This window comes from Mycobacterium kiyosense (assembly GCA_021654635.1).
Classification (GTDB): Bacteria; Actinomycetota; Actinomycetes; order Mycobacteriales; family Mycobacteriaceae; genus Mycobacterium; species Mycobacterium kiyosense.
Window position 1 is genome coordinate 5,593,811 of the sequence record AP025179.1, and the last position, 16,815, is coordinate 5,610,625.

General features: G+C 66.8%; 9 protein-coding genes and 4 pseudogenes. 7 read left to right on the forward strand and 6 right to left on the reverse strand.

The genetic code is table 11. The features are described from left to right. Window positions 1-12: 12 nt before the first annotated feature. The gene (locus tag L6444_RS26280) at window positions 13-1,638 is read left to right on the forward strand and encodes an FAD-dependent oxidoreductase (RefSeq protein ID WP_236978134.1); all 1,626 of its coding nucleotides are present in this window, start codon (window positions 13-15) and stop codon (window positions 1,636-1,638) included. Here L6444_RS26280 and L6444_RS26285 read toward each other — a convergent pair. Further along, window positions 1,628-2,843, reverse strand: a pseudogene (locus tag L6444_RS26285) (sensor histidine kinase). The gene L6444_RS26280 and the pseudogene L6444_RS26285 sit on opposite strands and share 11 nt — an antisense overlap. A 79-nt stretch (window positions 2,844-2,922) precedes the next feature. Between L6444_RS26285 and L6444_RS26290 the strand changes: the two are divergent. Continuing rightward, window positions 2,923-3,576, forward strand: coding sequence for a response regulator (locus L6444_RS26290; RefSeq protein ID WP_236978137.1), 654 nt, complete (start codon window positions 2,923-2,925; stop codon window positions 3,574-3,576). Here the strand turns inward: L6444_RS26290 and L6444_RS26295 are convergent. From L6444_RS26295 to L6444_RS26305, 3 genes and pseudogenes are all read right to left on the reverse strand, one after another. Continuing rightward, window positions 3,573-4,805: a sensor histidine kinase gene (locus tag L6444_RS26295; protein WP_236978138.1), complete on the reverse strand. Its 1,233-nt coding sequence runs from the start codon at window positions 4,803-4,805 to the stop codon at window positions 3,573-3,575. The two genes, L6444_RS26290 and L6444_RS26295, sit on opposite strands and share 4 nt — an antisense overlap. Window positions 4,806-4,923: 118 nt before the next feature. Beyond that, a pseudogene (locus L6444_RS26300) lies at window positions 4,924-6,852 on the reverse strand (APC family permease); the annotation flags it as partial. 97 nt (window positions 6,853-6,949) lie between these two features. After that, window positions 6,950-8,866 (reverse strand): annotated as a pseudogene (locus L6444_RS26305) (APC family permease); the annotation flags it as partial. A 565-nt stretch (window positions 8,867-9,431) separates the two neighbouring features. Here L6444_RS26305 and L6444_RS26310 point away from each other — a divergent pair. Further along, entirely contained in the window at window positions 9,432-11,198 is a 1,767-nt protein-coding gene (locus tag L6444_RS26310; RefSeq protein ID WP_236978139.1) for an NAD-binding protein, read from the forward strand. A gap of 170 nt (window positions 11,199-11,368) precedes the next feature. Continuing rightward, window positions 11,369-12,730, forward strand: a pseudogene (locus L6444_RS26315) (PPE family protein, SVP subgroup). A gap of 15 nt (window positions 12,731-12,745) precedes the next feature. Here the strand turns inward: L6444_RS26315 and meaB are convergent. Next, window positions 12,746-13,657: a methylmalonyl Co-A mutase-associated GTPase MeaB gene (gene meaB / locus L6444_RS26320; RefSeq protein WP_236978140.1), complete on the reverse strand. Its 912-nt coding sequence runs from the start codon at window positions 13,655-13,657 to the stop codon at window positions 12,746-12,748. A gap of 165 nt (window positions 13,658-13,822) precedes the next feature. Between meaB and L6444_RS26325 the strand changes: the two genes are divergently transcribed. The 3 genes from L6444_RS26325 to mbp1 all read left to right on the forward strand — a co-directional run bounded on the left by L6444_RS26325 (window position 13,823) and on the right by mbp1 (window position 15,988). Then, the gene (locus tag L6444_RS26325) at window positions 13,823-14,695 is read left to right on the forward strand and encodes a proline iminopeptidase-family hydrolase (protein WP_236984435.1); all 873 of its coding nucleotides are present in this window, start codon (window positions 13,823-13,825) and stop codon (window positions 14,693-14,695) included. A gap of 73 nt (window positions 14,696-14,768) precedes the next feature. After that, entirely contained in the window at window positions 14,769-15,623 is an 855-nt protein-coding gene (locus L6444_RS26330; protein ID WP_370653036.1) for a transglutaminase-like domain-containing protein, read from the forward strand. Window positions 15,624-15,745: 122 nt separating this feature from the next. Beyond that, entirely contained in the window at window positions 15,746-15,988 is a 243-nt protein-coding gene (mbp1, locus tag L6444_RS26335; protein ID WP_236978143.1) for a microaggregate-binding protein 1, read from the forward strand. A gap of 59 nt (window positions 15,989-16,047) precedes the next feature. On the opposite strand, the gene L6444_RS26340 is transcribed toward mbp1, so the two are convergent. Further along, the gene (locus L6444_RS26340; RefSeq protein WP_236978145.1) at window positions 16,048-16,815 is read right to left on the reverse strand and encodes an enoyl-CoA hydratase/isomerase family protein; all 768 of its coding nucleotides are present in this window, start codon (window positions 16,813-16,815) and stop codon (window positions 16,048-16,050) included.

The following is a 16,815-nucleotide window of genomic DNA, read 5'->3' on the forward strand; positions in this document are numbered from 1 at the left end:
GGGGACACACCGATGCCAGAGGACCGACCTTGGGACCACGAATGTGATGTCGTGGTGCTCGGCAGCGGCGCCGCCGGCCTGACCGCCGCGCTAGCTGCGGCCGTCACCGGCGCTACGGTGGCGGTTTTCGAGAAGGCGGCGACGGTCGGCGGCACCACCGCCGTCTCCGGTGGGATCGCCTGGATTCCTGCGCACAATCGTTGCCCTGGAAGGGAATTGACGACCGAGGACGCGTTGCGCTACCTGCGCGCACAGTCGTACGGCTCGATGGACGACGAACTGGTGGAGACGTTCGTGCGGACCGGCCCGGTGATGCTGGATTTCGTCGAATCGCACAGCGGCCTGCGCTTCGAGGTGGCCGCCGGATTTCCCGACTACCAGCCCGAGTTACCGGGTGGCCAACCAACCGGCGGTCGATCGCTCAGCGCGGCGCCGTTCGACCTGGGCCTGCTCGGCGACTGGGCCACCCGGATCACCGCGTTTCCCGCGGACTGGTCCAACGTCGGATTCGACGCCGAGACCCGGGCCCGACTGCACGCCGACATCGAACGGGCCGGCGAACTCTGCGTGGCCGGCACCGCGCTGATCGCCGGACTGCTCAAGGGCCTGCTGGACATCGGGGTCACGCCGGCCACCGGGTCGCGCGCAACCGAACTGCTCACCGACCGTGACGGCGGTGTCGCGGGCGTGCGCATCGCCGGGCCCGAGCGGACCACGGAGGTGCGGGCCCGCCGCGGCGTCATCCTGGGCACCGGCGGCTTCGAATGGGATCCGTTGTTGGCGCAGGCTTTTCTGCGCGGACCCATGCACGGCGCCGTCTCGCCGCCCAACAACACCGGCGACGGATTGCGCATGGCGATGGCCCTGGGCGCGGACCTGGCCAACATGGGCGAGGCCTGGTGGGTGCCGATCGTACGGATTCCCGACGACACCATCGAGGGCAAGCAGCGCAGCCGCAGCGTGCGACTGGAACGCACCCGGCCGCGCAGCATCATCGTCAACCGCGCAGGCCGGCGGTTCGTCAACGAGGCCGGCGAATACAACTCGATGGCCGGAGCGTTCCACTACCTCGAACCCGGCAAGGGCTACGTCAACGATCCCGCGTGGATGGTCTTCGACTCGGTTCACCTGCGCCGCTACGGTTTTCTCGGTATCGCGCCGGGCGACCCGGTGCCCGACTGGTTCTGCGGGTCCGCTGACCTGGCCGAGCTGAGCGCAAAGACCGGCATCGACGCCGCCGGACTCGCCGACACGCTGCAACGGTGGAACCGCAACGTCGCCGCCGGCAGCGATCCCGACTTCGGCCGCGGCTCCAGCGCCTACGACGGTTATTGGGGGGACGACAGCGCCCCCACCCTGGCCGGAAAAACATTGGGGCCCATCGACACCGGCCCCTTTTACGCGGTGCCGATCAGCGTGGGTTCGATGGGCACCAAGGGCGGACCGCGGACCGACGCCGACGGCCGCGTCCTGCACGTCACCGGCCGGCCGATACCCGGGCTGTTCGCGGCGGGCAACGCCATGGCCGGCGCGACCGGCCGCGCCTACGGCGGCGCGGGCGGAACCATCGGGCCGGCAATGGTTTTCGGATACCGGGCCGGTTATGCCGCGGCGACCGGCGAGTCGGTCAAGGTTTGAGCGGTAACTCGACACAGACGTGTGTGCCCGCCGGCGCGTCCAGAAAGACGAAGGTACCTCCGGCGGCGTCGACACGAGCCCGGTGTGAAGCCAGCCCGATGTGCCCCTCCCCAACCGCCGGGCCATGGTCTCGCCGTTGACCCCACCCCGTCGTCGGACACCTCCAACACACACATCCCCTCGGCCACCCGCAGTCTCACCGAAGCGTGCGCCGCCCGGGAATGACGCACCACATTGGACAACAACTCCCGCACCACCCCGAACACGATCGGGTCCACCTCGCTGCGCACCGGATAGTCGATCTCGGTACGCACCTCGATGCCCGACCGCTGCGCGGTGAAACCCGCCAACTGCTGCACCGCCGGACCCAGCCCGACCTGCTCGAGCACCGCCGGATGCAACTCGAAAGTGGCCTGCCGCAACCGTTCCGAGGCACTCTGCAGTCCCACCAGGGCACGGCCGACCCGATCGTCATCCGGATCTTCGGTGGCCAGCTCCACCATCTCTTGACGCGCGGCCAGCACATCCTGCAACGGCCCGTCGTGAATGGCCTCCGAGATGCGGCGCTGCAACTCCTCCGAGGCCGTCATCGTCTGCGCCAGCAACTCCTCGCGCAACGCGCTCAACCCTGCGACCGAGCGTGCGTGCCGTTCCTCGATGCGCACCACCACCAGCGCGGTACCGCACAGGAAGGCGTACAGCGCGAACCGAAAGACGGCTTCGGGCCAACCGATCGCACGCACCATCACCGGGTCCTCGACGACGGCGATCGCGAAGCCGACCAACGTGAACGCCAGCACCACCGCCGCCCGCCGGGTCGACACGTCGAGGCCTACGAACACCGGCAGCAGGGTCATGATCAGCAGCGGATAGATCCCGTCTGAGGACAGCAGCTGGAAACCGGTCAGTGCCACCACGTCGAGCACGGTGAAAGCGAACGGCTCCAGCCGCCACGCGCCGACCTTGGGTCCCATGCCCACCCGCCGGCGCAGCGGCGCAAACGCCAGTACCACCGAACACAGTGCGATGAACGCGTACACCGCGATGAGGACTGTTTGCTGAGGCCACTCCGAGTGGCGGGTGCCGATGCGCATGGCAGCCACCATGAGCGCCACCACGCCGATCCGCAGCACCGAGGCGATGCGAAAGGAGCGCAACCGGTGCACGGTACGAACGCGATCCAGTTCCACGTCGCTGGCCGCCACACGAACACCGTACTAACGGCGGCCGCCCGTCCGGCGGTCGCGAACAGTTCTTTGCGAGGCAACCACTAGACTTTGCGCCATGGTCGGCGCTGTGACGCCCGAAAAGGTGCGTGTGGTGGTCGGCGATGATCACCCGCTGTTTCGCGAGGGTGTGGTGCGCGCGCTGTCGTTGAGCGGCTCGGTGAACGTCGTCGGCGAAGCCGACGACGGCACGGGTGCCCTGGAACTGATCAAAGAACACCGGCCAGATGTCGCGCTACTGGACTACCGCATGCCCGGAATGGACGGCGCTCAGGTGGCCGCGGCCGTCCGCAACAACGATCTGCCCACCCGGGTGCTGCTGATCTCGGCGCACGACGAATCCGCGATCGTGTATCAGGCCCTGCAACAGGGGGCCGCCGGATTTCTGCTCAAGGACTCGACGCGCACCGAGATCGTCAAAGCGGTGCTCGATTGCGCGCAGGGCCGCGATGTCGTCGCACCGTCACTGGTCGGCGGCCTCGCCGGTGAGATCCGCCAACGGGCCACCCCGGCCACTCCGATGCTCAGCGCACGTGAAAAGGAAGTGCTGCAACGCATTTCCCGCGGGCAGAGCATCCCCGCAATCGCCGCGGAGCTGTATGTGGCGCCGTCGACGGTCAAGACGCACGTGCAGCGCCTCTACGACAAGCTCGGCGTCAGTGATCGCGCCGCCGCGGTGGCCGAGGCGATGCGCCAGGGGATACTCGACTAATCGGTTGTTCGCAACGGAAGTCGCACGCTGACGTGCGTGCCTGCCGGCGCATCGGAGAAGACGAAGGTGCCTCCGGCGGCGTCGACACGAGCCCGGTGCGAGGCCAGCCCGATATGCCCTCCCCAACCGCCGGGCCATGGTCTCGCCGTTGACCCCCACCCGTCGTCGGACACCTCCAGCACGCACACGCCATCAGCCACCCGCAGCCTCACCGAGGCATGCGCCGCCCGGGAATGACGCACCACATTGGACAACAACTCCCGCGCCACCCCGAACACGATCGGGTCGACCCTGTCGCGTACCGGATAGTCGATGTCGGTACGCACCTCGATGCCCGACCGCTTCGCGGTCAACTCCGCCAACTGCTGCACCGCCGGACCCAGCCCGACCTGCTCGAGCACCGCCGGATGCAACTCGAAAGTGGCCTGCCGCAACCGTTCCGAGGCACTCTGCAGTCCCACCAGCGCACGGCCGACCCGATCGTCATCCGGATCTTCGGTGGCCAGCTCGGCAACCTCGAGCCGCGCGGCCAGCACATCCTGCAACGGCCCGTCGTGAATGGCTTCCGAGATGCGGCGCTGCAACTCCTCCGAGGCCGTCATCGTCTGCGCCAGCAACTCCTCGCGCAAGGTACACAGACCCGCCACCGAGCGCACGTGTCGTTCCTCGATGCGCACCATCACCAACGCTGCCACACACAGAAACGCGTAGAACCCGAACAAGAACGCGGTATCCGGCCAGCCGATCGCCCGCTTCTGCAGATGGTCCTGGATCCCGGCGAACGCGAACCCGACCAGGGTGCACGCCAGCAACGCCGCGGCCCGGCGGGTCGACATGTCCACGCCGACCAGCACCGGCAACAGGATCATGATCAGCAGCGGATAGATCCCGTCACTGGACAGCAGTTGCAGGGCAGTCAAGACGACCACGTCGATCGCGATGAAGGCGACCGGCTCGATCGGGCTCAGCTCGGCGAACCGGCTCATCCCGAATCGCCGAAACGGCATGAACGCCAGTATCAGAGCGCTGACGGTGGCAACCGAGTAGAGGGCGACGAGCGTGAGCTGCCCACCCCACTCCGAACGGGGGGTGGCCACCACCATGGCGCCGACCACGAACGCCAGCACACCGATCCGCAGCACGGAGACAACTCGATAGGAGCGCAGCGTATGAACCCTGCGCACCCGCTCCATCTCACGGTCACCGGCCCGCCCAGCAGCACTGGCCACCGGAACACCGTACTCACATGACGGGCTGCTGTTCAGAGTCGCGCGCCGGTGCAGTTTCGGTGCTTTGCGGTGGCGCAGCGACGACCGCCGCCGGCCGGGACGCACGCTGTTCGGCTCCGGCGCGCGCTATTCGCGACTCGATGTCGTAGGGCACGATGATCGCGGTCGCCCCCCGGATGCGACTGACGGCGCGCGCCATCTTGTCGGCGGTGCGATCGTGCAGCAGCCTGCCCAGCAGTGGCGAGTAGGTCCGGCGCGGCAACAGCACGGTCACCTTGCTGTCGGGGTGCTCGCGGAGCACCCCGACGACCAACTCGTAGGCGGCCTTACTCAGATGACGATCCGGACAGTCGACCATCCGCAGCGCGGTGTCGTGCTCGAAACGCTCCCAGCGTTGTCGCAGCAGCGCGGCATGATCGGCGTCGATCACGAAGTGCACCGCGGTCAGATCGTCGGCGTGCAGCCCGTTTCCGTAGCGCAGCGCCTCGATCTCGGCGAGGTCGACCGAATCCACGAAGATCAGCACCCGCAGTCGCGCATGCTTGGCCACTACCGGCTTTTCGGTCCGCGACATCTCCAAAACCGATGCCTCCGAACGATATTGGCGGTTGAGCCGCATCAGGATCAGCACCAGCAACGGGAAGATGACGACCACCAGCCACGCGCCCTCGGTGAACTTGGCCACCGCGAAGATGCCGACCACGATCGTCGACAGGACTCCCGCCGCAAGATTGACCGCCACGTTGACCCGCCAACGCTTTCCACGATGGACCAGGTGGTGCTTGGTCATGCCGTAACCGGCCATGGAGAAACCGGTGAACACGCCGATGGCGTAGAACGGCACCAACGCGGTGACCGAGCCCTCGGTGACCAACAGCAACGCCACGGCCAGCGCGGCCAGGGTGATGATGCCGTTGGAGAACACCAGGCGATGACCCCGCTTCATCAGCGGGCGTGGCAGAAAGCGGTCCTCGGCCACGAAACTGGCCAACCCCGGAAAGCCGTTGAAGCTGGTGTTGCATCCGGTGAACAGAATCGCCGCGGTCGACGCCTGCACCAGGAAGTACAAGGTGTTGCCCAGAACGCCCTTCCCGAAGACCGCCCGGGTGATCTCGGACAGCATCGAGGGGTATTCGTGCAGGTAGGGCGTGGCGTGAGTGACGTGCGCCAGCCAGGCCACCCCGAACAGCAGAAAGCCCAGAATGCAGGCCATCACGGTCAGCACCCGGCGCGCGTTGACACCCTCGGGCTTGCGGAAGGCACTGACGGTGTTCGAGATCGCCTCGACCCCGGTCAACGAGGTACCGCCGTTGGCGAAGGCACGCAGCACCACCAGAACGGTTGCGCCCATCACCAGACCGCTGCCCTGGTGCACCGGCACCGTGCCGACCAGCTTGTGCGGATCGTATTTCGGTAAGCCCCAGAGGATTTCACGAACAAACCCGGTCACGATCGTCAGCGTGATCATCGCCACGAACGAATATGTGGTGATCGCGAACGCCCGGCCCGACCGCCGCAATCCCCGCAGGTTGGTCAGACACATCAGTACCACCACACCGACAGTGAGCTCCAGGTGGTAGGGGCGCAGCTCGGGAATCGCGGAGACCACCGCCAACGTGCCGGCCGCGGGTTGGACGGCCACGGTCACCACATAATCGATCAGCAGCGCTGCCGCCGCGACCTGTGCGGTGCGGGGACCGAAGTTCTCCCGCGCAACCATGTATGCGCCCCCGGACCGGGTGTAGGTCGTCACGACCTGGCGGTACGAGGCGGTGACCAACACCAGGATCAGCAGCACCACACCGGTAATCGGCAGCAGCAACGTGAATGCCGCCATCCCGGCGGCAGGCAGCAACTCGATCATCACCTGCTCGGGGCCGTACGCGGTCGATGAAATCGCATCGGGCGCAAGTGCGCCCAGCGCAATGGGATTGGACAATCGCTCGGAGTCCAGTTGATCGCTGGTCAGTGTCTTGCCGAGGAAGATCCGCTTCCAACGGTCGGAAAACGACTGCGGTATACCGCCAGCCGGGGTCGTCGTCACGATAGGTTCGCTTTCTTGTAGTACATCGGGGATTCCGGCGCGCTCCTACAGCGGGTCCACTCCGGATGGGACAACCTGCCGATCAGCCCACTCCGGTCACTTCCGCCACCCGGGATTCGATGTCGAAGGGCACGATCTGCGCGGTGGCGCCGGGAATTCGGCTGACCGCGCGGGCGATCTTGTCCGCGGTGCGGTCGTGCAACAGCCGGCCGACCAGCGGCGAGTAGGTTCGCCGCGGCAACAGCACCGTCACCTTGCTTTCGGGGTGGTCACGCAGCATCCGCGCGATCAACTCGTGCGCAGCCCTGCCCAGATGGCGGTCGGCGCAGTCGACCATTTGCAGTGCGGTGCCGTGCTCGAAGTGCGCCCAGCGCTCGGTGAGTCGCGCCGCGTGGTCGGCGTCGATCACGAAATGCACCGCGGTCAGTTCGTCGGCGTGCAGTCCGTTCCCGTAGCGCAGCGCCTCGACCTCCGCCAGATCGACGGCATCGACGAAGACGACGACCCGGTGTTTGGTGTAGCGGGCCAAATCCGGCGGTTCGGTCTGAGACAACTCCAACACCGAGGCCTCGGCTCGGTACTGCCGATTGAGCCGCATCAGCACCATCACCAGCAGCGGGAAGACGACTACCACCAGCCACGCGCCCTCGGTGAACTTGGCCACCGCGAAGATGCCTACCACGATCGTGGACAGGATCCCGGCCGAGAGGTTGACCGCCAGTTTGCGCCGCCACCCCTGGCCGCGATGGACCAAATAGTGCTTGGTCATGCCATAGCCCGCCATGGAGAAACCTGTGAATACCCCGATCGCGTAGAACGGCACCAACGCGTCGAGCGAGCCGCCGGTGACCACCAGCAAGGCCACCGCCAGCGCGGCCAAGGTGAGGATGCCGTTGGAGAAGACCAGCCGATGGCCCCGCTTCATCAGCGGACGCGGCAGGAAGCGGTCCTCGGCGACGAAGCTGGCCAGCGCCGGAAAACCGTTGAAGCTGGTGTTACCGCCGGTGTAGAGGATCGCCGCGGTCGACGCCTGCACCAGGAAGTACAAGACGTCGCCGATGGCGCCATGGCCGAAGACCGCGCGGGCGATCTCGGACAGCATCGACGGATACCCGTTGACGTACGGGGTGGCATGGGTGGCGTGCGCCAGCCAGGCCACCCCGGCCAGCAGAAACGCCAGGATGCACGCCATCACGGTCAGCACCCGGCGAGCGTTGAGACCCTCGGGCTTGCGGAAGCTGGTCACGGTGTTGGAGATCGCCTCGACACCGGTCAGCGACGACCCGCCGTTGGCGAAAGCCCGCAACACCACCAGGATCGTGGCGCCCATCACCAGTCCGTTGCCCTGATGGACCGGTACCGCGCCGGCAATGTGCGCCGGGTCGTAGACGGGCAGAGTTCCCATGACTTGGCGGACGAGGCCGACCACGATCGTCAGCGACACCATGACGACGAATGCGTAGGTCGGCACCGCGAACGGCGCCCCGGCCTCCCGCAAACCACGCAGGTTCGCCAGGCACATCGTCAACACCACACCCACCGTGATCTCGAGGCTGTACGGGCCCAGCACCGGCACCGCGGAGACCACCGCCACCGTCCCGGCCGCACATTGCACCGCGACGGTCACCACATAGTCGATCAGCAGGGACGCCGCTGCGATCTGGGCCACTCGCGGGCCGAAGTTCTCCCGGGCCACCACATAAGATCCGCCGGATCGGGTGTAGACCATAACCACCTGGCGGTACGACGCGGCGACCAGCACCAGGATCAGCAGGATGACTCCGGTGATCGGAAGCAGCAACGCGAACGCTGCCATGCCGGCCGCGGGCAGCAACTCGATCATGATCTGCTCCGAGCCGTAGGCGGTCGACGAGATCGCGTCCGGCGAGAGAACACCCAGCGCGACGGGATTGGACAACCTCTCGTGCTGCAGCTGATTGTTAATCAACGGCCTGCCGAGGAAGCCTCGTTTGCACACGTCGGAAAACGACGACCAGCTTTTTTGTCCGTGATCCAAAGTTGTTGCCAAGACGCAATATTCCTTTACCCAATCGGCAATTGACGTCAAAAGCCTAGCGTCTCAGCACACCTCGTCAGCCGGTCAGAGGGCCACAGACAGGATGTTGTCAGGATATTCCCAAGATAACTTGATATCGATGTAATTATGACAAGCCAGTATGGAGTCCGGAGCGCGCCACGGCGGCCGCTGCGCAAGTACGATTCCGACGAAGATGGAGGTTGGCGCGCCATCACAGCCAGGCACGGCAACACAGTCCGCCGCGACCTCGTAGGCTCGCCGGCGCCCGCCCCGGCTGTTGTTCGGCGTTCATCGGGCACCGCACCATTGACGAGTTCTGTCGCAGATCGACTGACGCGGCAACCATTCAGCACGGCCAAATTGGCTATGGCAGCAGCGTTTAGCGAAACGACTGCGAATAGCCGAAACAATAGGGGAACGGATGTTGCAGCAAGATCAATGCTCATGTCAGACGAACAATATTGATCAGCAAAAACATTCGCGTCGATCACGCCGCAATCTGGTCGTAGCCAGCGCAGGTCAGCACCGCGAGGAGTCGAATCAGATGCAGCAGCGTGTAATCGTCAGCGGTGACGACGCGCTCGCCACGACGATCATCGACGAATTGAAGCGAGCGGGTGCCAGCGTCGTCAAGCTCATCGGTCCAGAACTGGCCGGCACCAGAGTCAAGGCGGAGCTGGCTCGGGCCGGAGTTGCCGAGGCGGTAGCCGTCATCTGCGCCGGGGACGACGATGCGACCAACCTCGAGATCGCCTTGCTGGCAAGAAAAGCCAACCCGGAAATCCGGGTGGTGTCACGGCTGTCGAACGAAGTGCTGCGCGAAGCGGTGGCCGATGACGAGGGACCCAGCGCAATCTTCGGTGTCGCCGAACTCGCCGCACCGGCGGTCGTCGAGGCATGTCTGTCGCGCACCACGCACCCCTTCGAGGCGGCCGGCATCCAATTCGCGGTTTTCGGCACCGAGGCGCCGCGCGGGGGAACGCTGCGCGAAATCTACGGAGACCTCGCCCCAGTGGCGATCATGCACGGCCAGAACGCATCTGCGCCCGGTCAGGTCGTGGTGTGCCCAGGCCGCGATGAAGAAGTCTGCGCGGGCGACTGGACGGCGTTGATCGGAACACAGGACGAATTAACCACTTTCGGTGTTCAGGTTCCGCAGCAGACGCGGACGCTTTCGCACCATTCTCGATTGCGCCGGATGCTCGACGCCGCTCGCATCCTGCCCGCCGAGGTCAACCCGGCTTTCTACCCGGTGATAATCGCGCTGTTCGTGCTGATTCTCGGCTCGACCATGCTGCTGCACTTCTCCTACACGCACCCCGGTATGTCATGGGTCGACGCGTTCTACTTCACCATCGAGACCATCACGACGACCGGTTACGGCGACTTCAGCTTCGCCGAGCAACCCACTTGGCTGCGCGTGTATGCGGCCGTGTTGATGCTGGGCGGGGTCACCACCACCGCCCTGCTGGTCGCCTTCGTCGCCGACGTGCTGTTGTCCCGTCGCTTCGTCTGGTCGTCCGGACGACCACGGGCACGCCACCTGCGCAACCACATCATCGTCGTCGGACTCAGCGCCCTGGGCATCAAGGTCGTCCGTGACCTGACCGAGGCCGGACACGACGTCGCGGTGATCGAACGAGACCAGGGCAACCCGTTCGTGGCGGAGGCGAACGAATTGGACGTCCCGGTCATCTACGGCGACGCCACGCTGCGCCAGACGCTGGAGTCCGCCCGGGTCGACACCGCGCGTGCCGTGGCGGTGCTGACGCGTGACGACATGGTCAACATCGAGGCGGGAATGGTGCTTCGGGAGATGCTGAGCGCCCAGGTGACCCCGGAGGTCAACCGGTGGAACGAGGTACCGCTGGTCTTGCGGGTCTTCGACCACGACCTGGGCTCCGCGGTGGCGCAGCGCTTCGGCTTCGACAACGTCCGCTCCACGGTGGAGATCGCCGCGCCGTGGTTCGTCGGCGCCGCACTGGGCCTGGAGATACTCGGCACTTTCTCGGTGGGCAACCGCTCCTTTCTGATCGGAAAGATGCATGTCCAGCCGGGCAGCGAACTCGACGGTCTGCAAATGTTCGAGATGTCGACCCAAACCCGCGTCTTCGCCATCACCCGGGACGACACCCCGATTCAACTGCATCCGCGCCGCGATGCTCGGCTCTGCGCCGGTGACACCGTGTACCTGGCCGGGCCGTACCGGGAACTGCTGGCCACATTGCGTAAGGGACAGCAGTCCAAGCCGATTTCTGACGACGAGTCCCTGGGCGCTGAACAAGGGGTGAGTGCCGGCTCGAACAACTGACGTCCGTCCGGCTGGTGTGACCGGCATCTGACTGGACAGCAACGCCTTTGACGGATGCACACGGTTGCCACTCACGTTCAGCCACGGACGCCACCGTTTTCCATCGTTGTCCATGACCGACCAGGACGGGGCAAAAACGCTCCGTCTGACTTGAATTGTGAATCACTGCAATGTATTTCGCTGCTATACCACCTGAAGTGAATTCCGGCCGAATGTACACCGGCCCGGGTTCGGCACCGATGCTGGCCGCCGCCGCGGCGCGTGGGAGAGTCTGGCATCCGAGCTGCATTCGGCGGCCGGCTCCTACCAAGCTGTGGTGTCGGGGCTGGCCGCGGGACCGTGGCTGGGTCCGTCGTCGGCGATGATGGCCGGCGCCGCGGCAACCTATGTGAGCTGGCTCAGCGGCGCCGCGGCGCAGGCCGAGGAGACGGCCGACCAGGCCACCGCCGCGGCCGCGGCCTTCGAGTCCGCGTTCGCCGCCACGGTGCCCCCCCGAGGTGGTGGCGGCCAACCGCAGCCTGCTGGCCGCGCTGGTGGCTACGAACCTGTTGGGGCAGAACACACCTGCCATCGCTGCCACCGAGGCCCAGTACCTCGAGATGTGGGCGCAGGACGCCACCGCGATGTACGGCTACGCCGGTTCGTCGGCGAGCGCCACACGGTTGACTCCGTTCAGTGCGCCACAGCAGGTTGCCAGTCCGGCCGCAGCGGCCAACCAGTCCGGTGCCGTCAGCCAAGCCGCCGACACCGCCGCCGGCTCCGCGCAGAGCACGGTGTCGCAGCTGGCGCAGATCTTCTCCGCCGTGCCCGACGCGCTGGGCAGTCTGCTGACCTCGTCGCCGAGCGCCGCCGGCGTGTCGTTGTCACCGCTCGACCTGCTCGACATCGGGGCCGACCTGATCGCGTTCGGGATCGATGCGCCGATGTCCCCCCTGGGCGTGATCTCGCTGCCGATCGACCTCGTCGGCGCGCAGACCGGTTTACACACCGACGACATCGTCTCCGGCTGGGATGACGCGGGCGCCACCGCCCCCGAGTTACCGGAAGGGTCAACGTTCGAGCCGGTGCCGCAATCGGTTTCGGCGGGTTTCGGCGAAGCCAACGCCGTCGGCGCGCTGTCGGTGCCGCCGACCTGGACCGCCGCCACACCCGCGGTGCGGCCGATCGCGCTGGCCCGACCGGCCAGCTTCGGTGTCGACCAACAGGCGCTGACGGCCGGCCTGTCGAACAGCCTGCAGAACAGCGTCGACAACGCCGCCGGCGACATGGCCATGGCGAGCGCGGCCGGCCGAGTCGTCGGCGACACCGCAGGCGGCCGGGGCGTCCAGGTCGCCCAGGCCGCCACCAGGGGCCGGAAAGCCGCGGCCGAGAACACCAAGGCCGGCGCCGACGAGGCACCCGATCACGAGGAACCGCGCGCCGTGGTGACCGGAATCGCGGCCGAGATACGCGAATTCGCCAGACTTCGCGACGAAGGCCTGATCACCGACGAGCAGTTCGTCGAGCAGCGGAATCGGCTGCTCGGCCTCTAGCATTCGGGCGCGATGCTAGTCCGGGGGCGCCGACAGCAGTCGCTCAGCCGCCGCGTAGGGGTCGTTGCGGCCGTCGACCACCGACTCGGCGAGCAGCTCGAGGTCCGGCCGGGTCCGCAGCCGGGTCTGCGCCAGCGACAGGATCTGCGCCCGCGCGCGGGCCAGCCGGCGCGCACGATTGTCGGCGCGGTGATGCACCTCGATCGCCTCGACCAGGTCGGCCAGCCCCGCACCGCGGGCGGCGACCAGACTCACGATCGGGGCCTTGGTCTCGGCCCGCAGGTCCCGCACGGTTTGTTCGGCGCCGTCCCGATCCGCCTTGTTCACCACCACGATGTCGGCGACCTCCAGGAGACCCGCCTTGGCCGCCTGCACCGCGTCGCCGGCGCCAGGATTGAGGATGACGATGGTCGGATCGGCGACGGCGGCGATCTCGATCTCGGACTGGCCGACGCCCACCGTCTCGGCGAGCACCACGTCGTAGCCGATGGCCCCGACCAGCCGGATGGCCGCGGGCACCGCCGCGGCCAGGCCACCGAGGTGCCCCCGGCTGGCCACCGATCTGATCAACACATCGGAATCGTTGATGTGCGCGGTCATTCGAATGCGATCGCCGAGCAGCGCACCGCCGCTGAACGGTGACGAGGGATCCACAGCCAGCACCGCCACCCGGCACCCGCGCTGCCGGTAGGCGCCGACCAGTGCCCCGATCGTCGTCGACTTGCCCGCTCCGGGCGGCCCGGTGATGCCGATGACACGTACGTCGGATACCGGCGCCCCCAGGGCGGCGAGGGTGGACAGCACCTCGTCGCGGCGGTCGCTTTCCACCAGGCTGAGCAGCCGGCCCGCGGCGCGCGGAGATCCGTTGCGCGCCTTGATGATCAGCTCAGAGACGTCCGTAGGGTGGTTGCGCACGGCGTCGGGCACGGACCGTTCTCCACTTCGGTGGCGCGCGGCGGAAGATCCGGCCGCGCGTTTGTGAGAATTATATTCTCTCAGTTTGAGAGTACGAGTTGCAAGCGGGCTCCGGCCCGCCCGTCCCGATCGCGGCATGGGACTCTGTGTGCTCACCGACGAAAGGACGCCCGGGTGATGACGCCGCAGCCGACGATCTCCGTCCCCGGCGGACTGGTGTGGGCAAAGCGGGTCCGACCCGCTCAGCCGAGCGCTGCCCGCCCACTGCTGGTGGTGCACGGCGGACCCGGGTTGCCGCACTATTACCTGAGTGCGCTGGAACGCCTGTCCGACGAGCGCGAGGTCATCTTCTGGGATCAGCTGGGCTGCGGCAACTCGCAGCGGCCCGCCGACCGGACGCTGTGGACCATGCCGCGCTCGGTAGCCGAAATGGCCTCGGTGATAACGACTCTGAGACTGTCCGACTTCCACGTCTTCGGCAATTCGTGGGGGGCCATGCTCGCCCTGCAGTACCTGCTGGATGCGCCCGGCGGCGTGCGCACCCTGACCCTGTCCAATAGCGCAGCCTCCATTCCGGTGTTCGCCGCCAACGTGATTCGGCTCAAAGCCGACCTGGACTGGGCGACCCGGGACGCCATCGACCGGCACGAGGCCGCCGGCACCACCGGCTCCGCCGCGTACCGGGCCGCGGTCACCACGTGGAACCAGACACACCTGTGCCGCCGCCAACCCTGGCCCGACGACCTCTACGACGCCTTCGCGGACATGGGCACCGAGATCTTCGAGACGATGTTCGGGCCCAGCGTCTTTCGTATCGTCGGGACGATGCGGGACTGGGATGTGGTCGATCGGCTCGGCGGGATCACCACGCCGACGCTGCTGCTCGCCGCGCGCTACGACGAGTTTCCACCCGAGCACATGCGCGAGATGCACCGCCGCATCCAGGGTTCGAGCTTCGAGTTTTTCGAGCACAGCGCCCACCTGCCGTTCATCGAAGAGCCCGAACGCTTCGACGCACTGATGCGCGATTTCCTGCGTCGGCACGATTGATGCACTCGGCGGCGGCAAGGGGGGTTCGAAACTGCGGATGCGGGTATAGGCCCGGCGTGATTGGCTTCAGAGGATGAAGTTGCGACGGGATCGAAATAGACATCGGGATCGGGGAAAAACAGTGACCAAGCGTGAGGTCGGGGCCAGCCTGCAAGTTCGCGTGACCGAGCCGACGACGCTGGAGTTCCAGATCGCGGTGGCAGCCCTGCCCGGCTTGCAGGTGAACGAATCGCTGAAGGTGACCCTGGACGGCACCCCGGTGACAGTTCGGGAGGTCGCCGGCGACCACGGCTCCCGGATCCACACCGGCGAATTCGGTGTCGGGGATGTCCGGATCGACTACGAGGCGACCGTCACCGGCCGGGCCGAGCCACCTCCGATCAACGAGATCGACGCCTCGACCTACCTGCGGCCCAGCCGGTACGCCGAAGCCGACAAGTTCTTCGGTTTCGCGGGCACCGAGTTCGGCCAGTTCACCGACTCGGTGACCGTGCTGGAGAAGGTGTCGTCGTGGGTGGGCACCCGGCTGAAATATGTTCCAGGTTCCAGTGATCCGATCGACGGCGCGACGGACACGCTGCTCGCCGGCGCCGGGGTGTGCCGCGACTACGCCCACCTGGTGATCGCGTTGCTGCGGGCGGTCAACATCCCCGCCCGACTCGTGTCGGTGTACGCACCGGGATGTGACCCGATGGACTTCCACGCCGTGGCCGAGGCGTTGATCGACGGACAGTGGCGCGTTGTCGACGCGACCTGCCTGGCCCCGCGGCAGGCCATGCTGCGCATCGCCACCGGCCGCGACGCCGCCGACACCGCCTTTCTGGACAACCACCGGGGTGCAATCGAGCTGAGCGACATGGTGGTCACCGCGGTAACCAGCGACGACCTGCCCCGGGACTCCGTCGAAGACCTGGTGACACTGGGCTGAGCCCCTGGGCCGGCTGGAGTGATTGATCCCATAATCAGGTGGTCGCTCGACCCCGCGCGGGGTATGCGCCGGCTAGACGTGATTCCACGGAATCAAACCAGTCAAGCGAAGGGAGCGCAGCAGTGAGTAACCGCGACAGTGGCCCGGTGGCGGCCGTCAAGGGCATCGTCGAAGACGTTATCGGCAAGTCCAAGGAAATCGCCGGCATCGTGATCAACAACGAGAACCTTCGCAACGAAGGCCGGGCGCAGCAGGACAAGGCGCAGGCCCAGCGCGACGTCGCGAAGAAGGAAGCCCAAGCCGAGTCGGCGCGGGCGGCCGCGAGCGCGGCCGAGGCCCGGCAGAAGACCAAGTCGGCTAAGTAACTCGCGCGTGCGGTGGGGCCGTCCCGGTGTGGGCGGCCCCATCGTCGTGTGGTGGCGCGCTAGTTTTTAGTCGCGTTGAGTTTGGTGACGATCGAGCGGAAGTCTTCGGTGACGAAGGACTGATGCTCCGCAGATAGCGCGTAGTCGATGCTGGCGAGCACCGCGCGCTCCAAATGGATGTTGAGCACCCGCTTGGTGCTTTCCACCGCCTGCTGCGGCAACTTCAGGATGCGCTCTGCGCAGGCCACCGCCTCGGCGACCGGATCGTCGGCGACATGGTTGGCCAGGCCGAGCTCGACTGCCCGCTCGGCGCGAATCCTGGTGCCGGTCAACGCATATTCCTTGGCCAGCAACAGGCTGATGTGCAGCGGCCAGGTCAGCGGGCCGCCGTCGGCGGCCACCAGTCCCACCTGCACGTGCGGGTCGGCCAGAAAGGCGTGCGGCGCGATGTAGACGATGTCGCTGAGTGCCACCAGGCTGCAGCCCAACCCGACCGCGGGGCCGTTGACCGCCGCCACCACCGGGATTCGGCAGCGGGCCATGCCCAGCACGATTTCGCGGCCGTCCCGGATGGTCTTGGCGCGCAGGTCGGCGTCCTCGGCGAGTTCGGCCAGGTACGCGAAGTCACCGCCGGCGGAGAATGCCTTCCCGGCGCCGGTCAACACCGCCGCGCGCGCCGACGCATCGTCGGTGAGCCGCTGCCACAGCCGCGCCAGGCCGACGTGCAGGTTGTCGTTGACCGCGTTGAGGTCGTCGGGCCGGTTGAGCGTGATGATCCGCAGCGGCCCGTCGGCGCGGACGTCGATTTCGCTTGGCATGTCGTACAT

What these genes read in the sequence shown, in the direction of transcription:
- L6444_RS26280 (WP_236978134.1), top strand. Translation starts at nt 13, where the DNA reads ATGCCAGAGGACCGACCTTGGGACCACGAATGTGATGTCGTGGTGCTC.
- L6444_RS26290 (WP_236978137.1), top strand. Translation starts at nt 2,923, where the DNA reads ATGGTCGGCGCTGTGACGCCCGAAAAGGTGCGTGTGGTGGTCGGCGAT.
- L6444_RS26310 (WP_236978139.1), top strand. Translation starts at nt 9,432, where the DNA reads ATGCAGCAGCGTGTAATCGTCAGCGGTGACGACGCGCTCGCCACGACG.
- L6444_RS26325 (WP_236984435.1), top strand. Translation starts at nt 13,823, where the DNA reads ATGACGCCGCAGCCGACGATCTCCGTCCCCGGCGGACTGGTGTGGGCA.
- L6444_RS26330 (WP_370653036.1), top strand. Translation starts at nt 14,769, where the DNA reads ATGAAGTTGCGACGGGATCGAAATAGACATCGGGATCGGGGAAAAACA.
- L6444_RS26340 (WP_236978145.1), bottom strand. Translation starts at nt 16,815, where the DNA reads ATGTACGACATGCCAAGCGAAATCGACGTCCGCGCCGACGGGCCGCTG.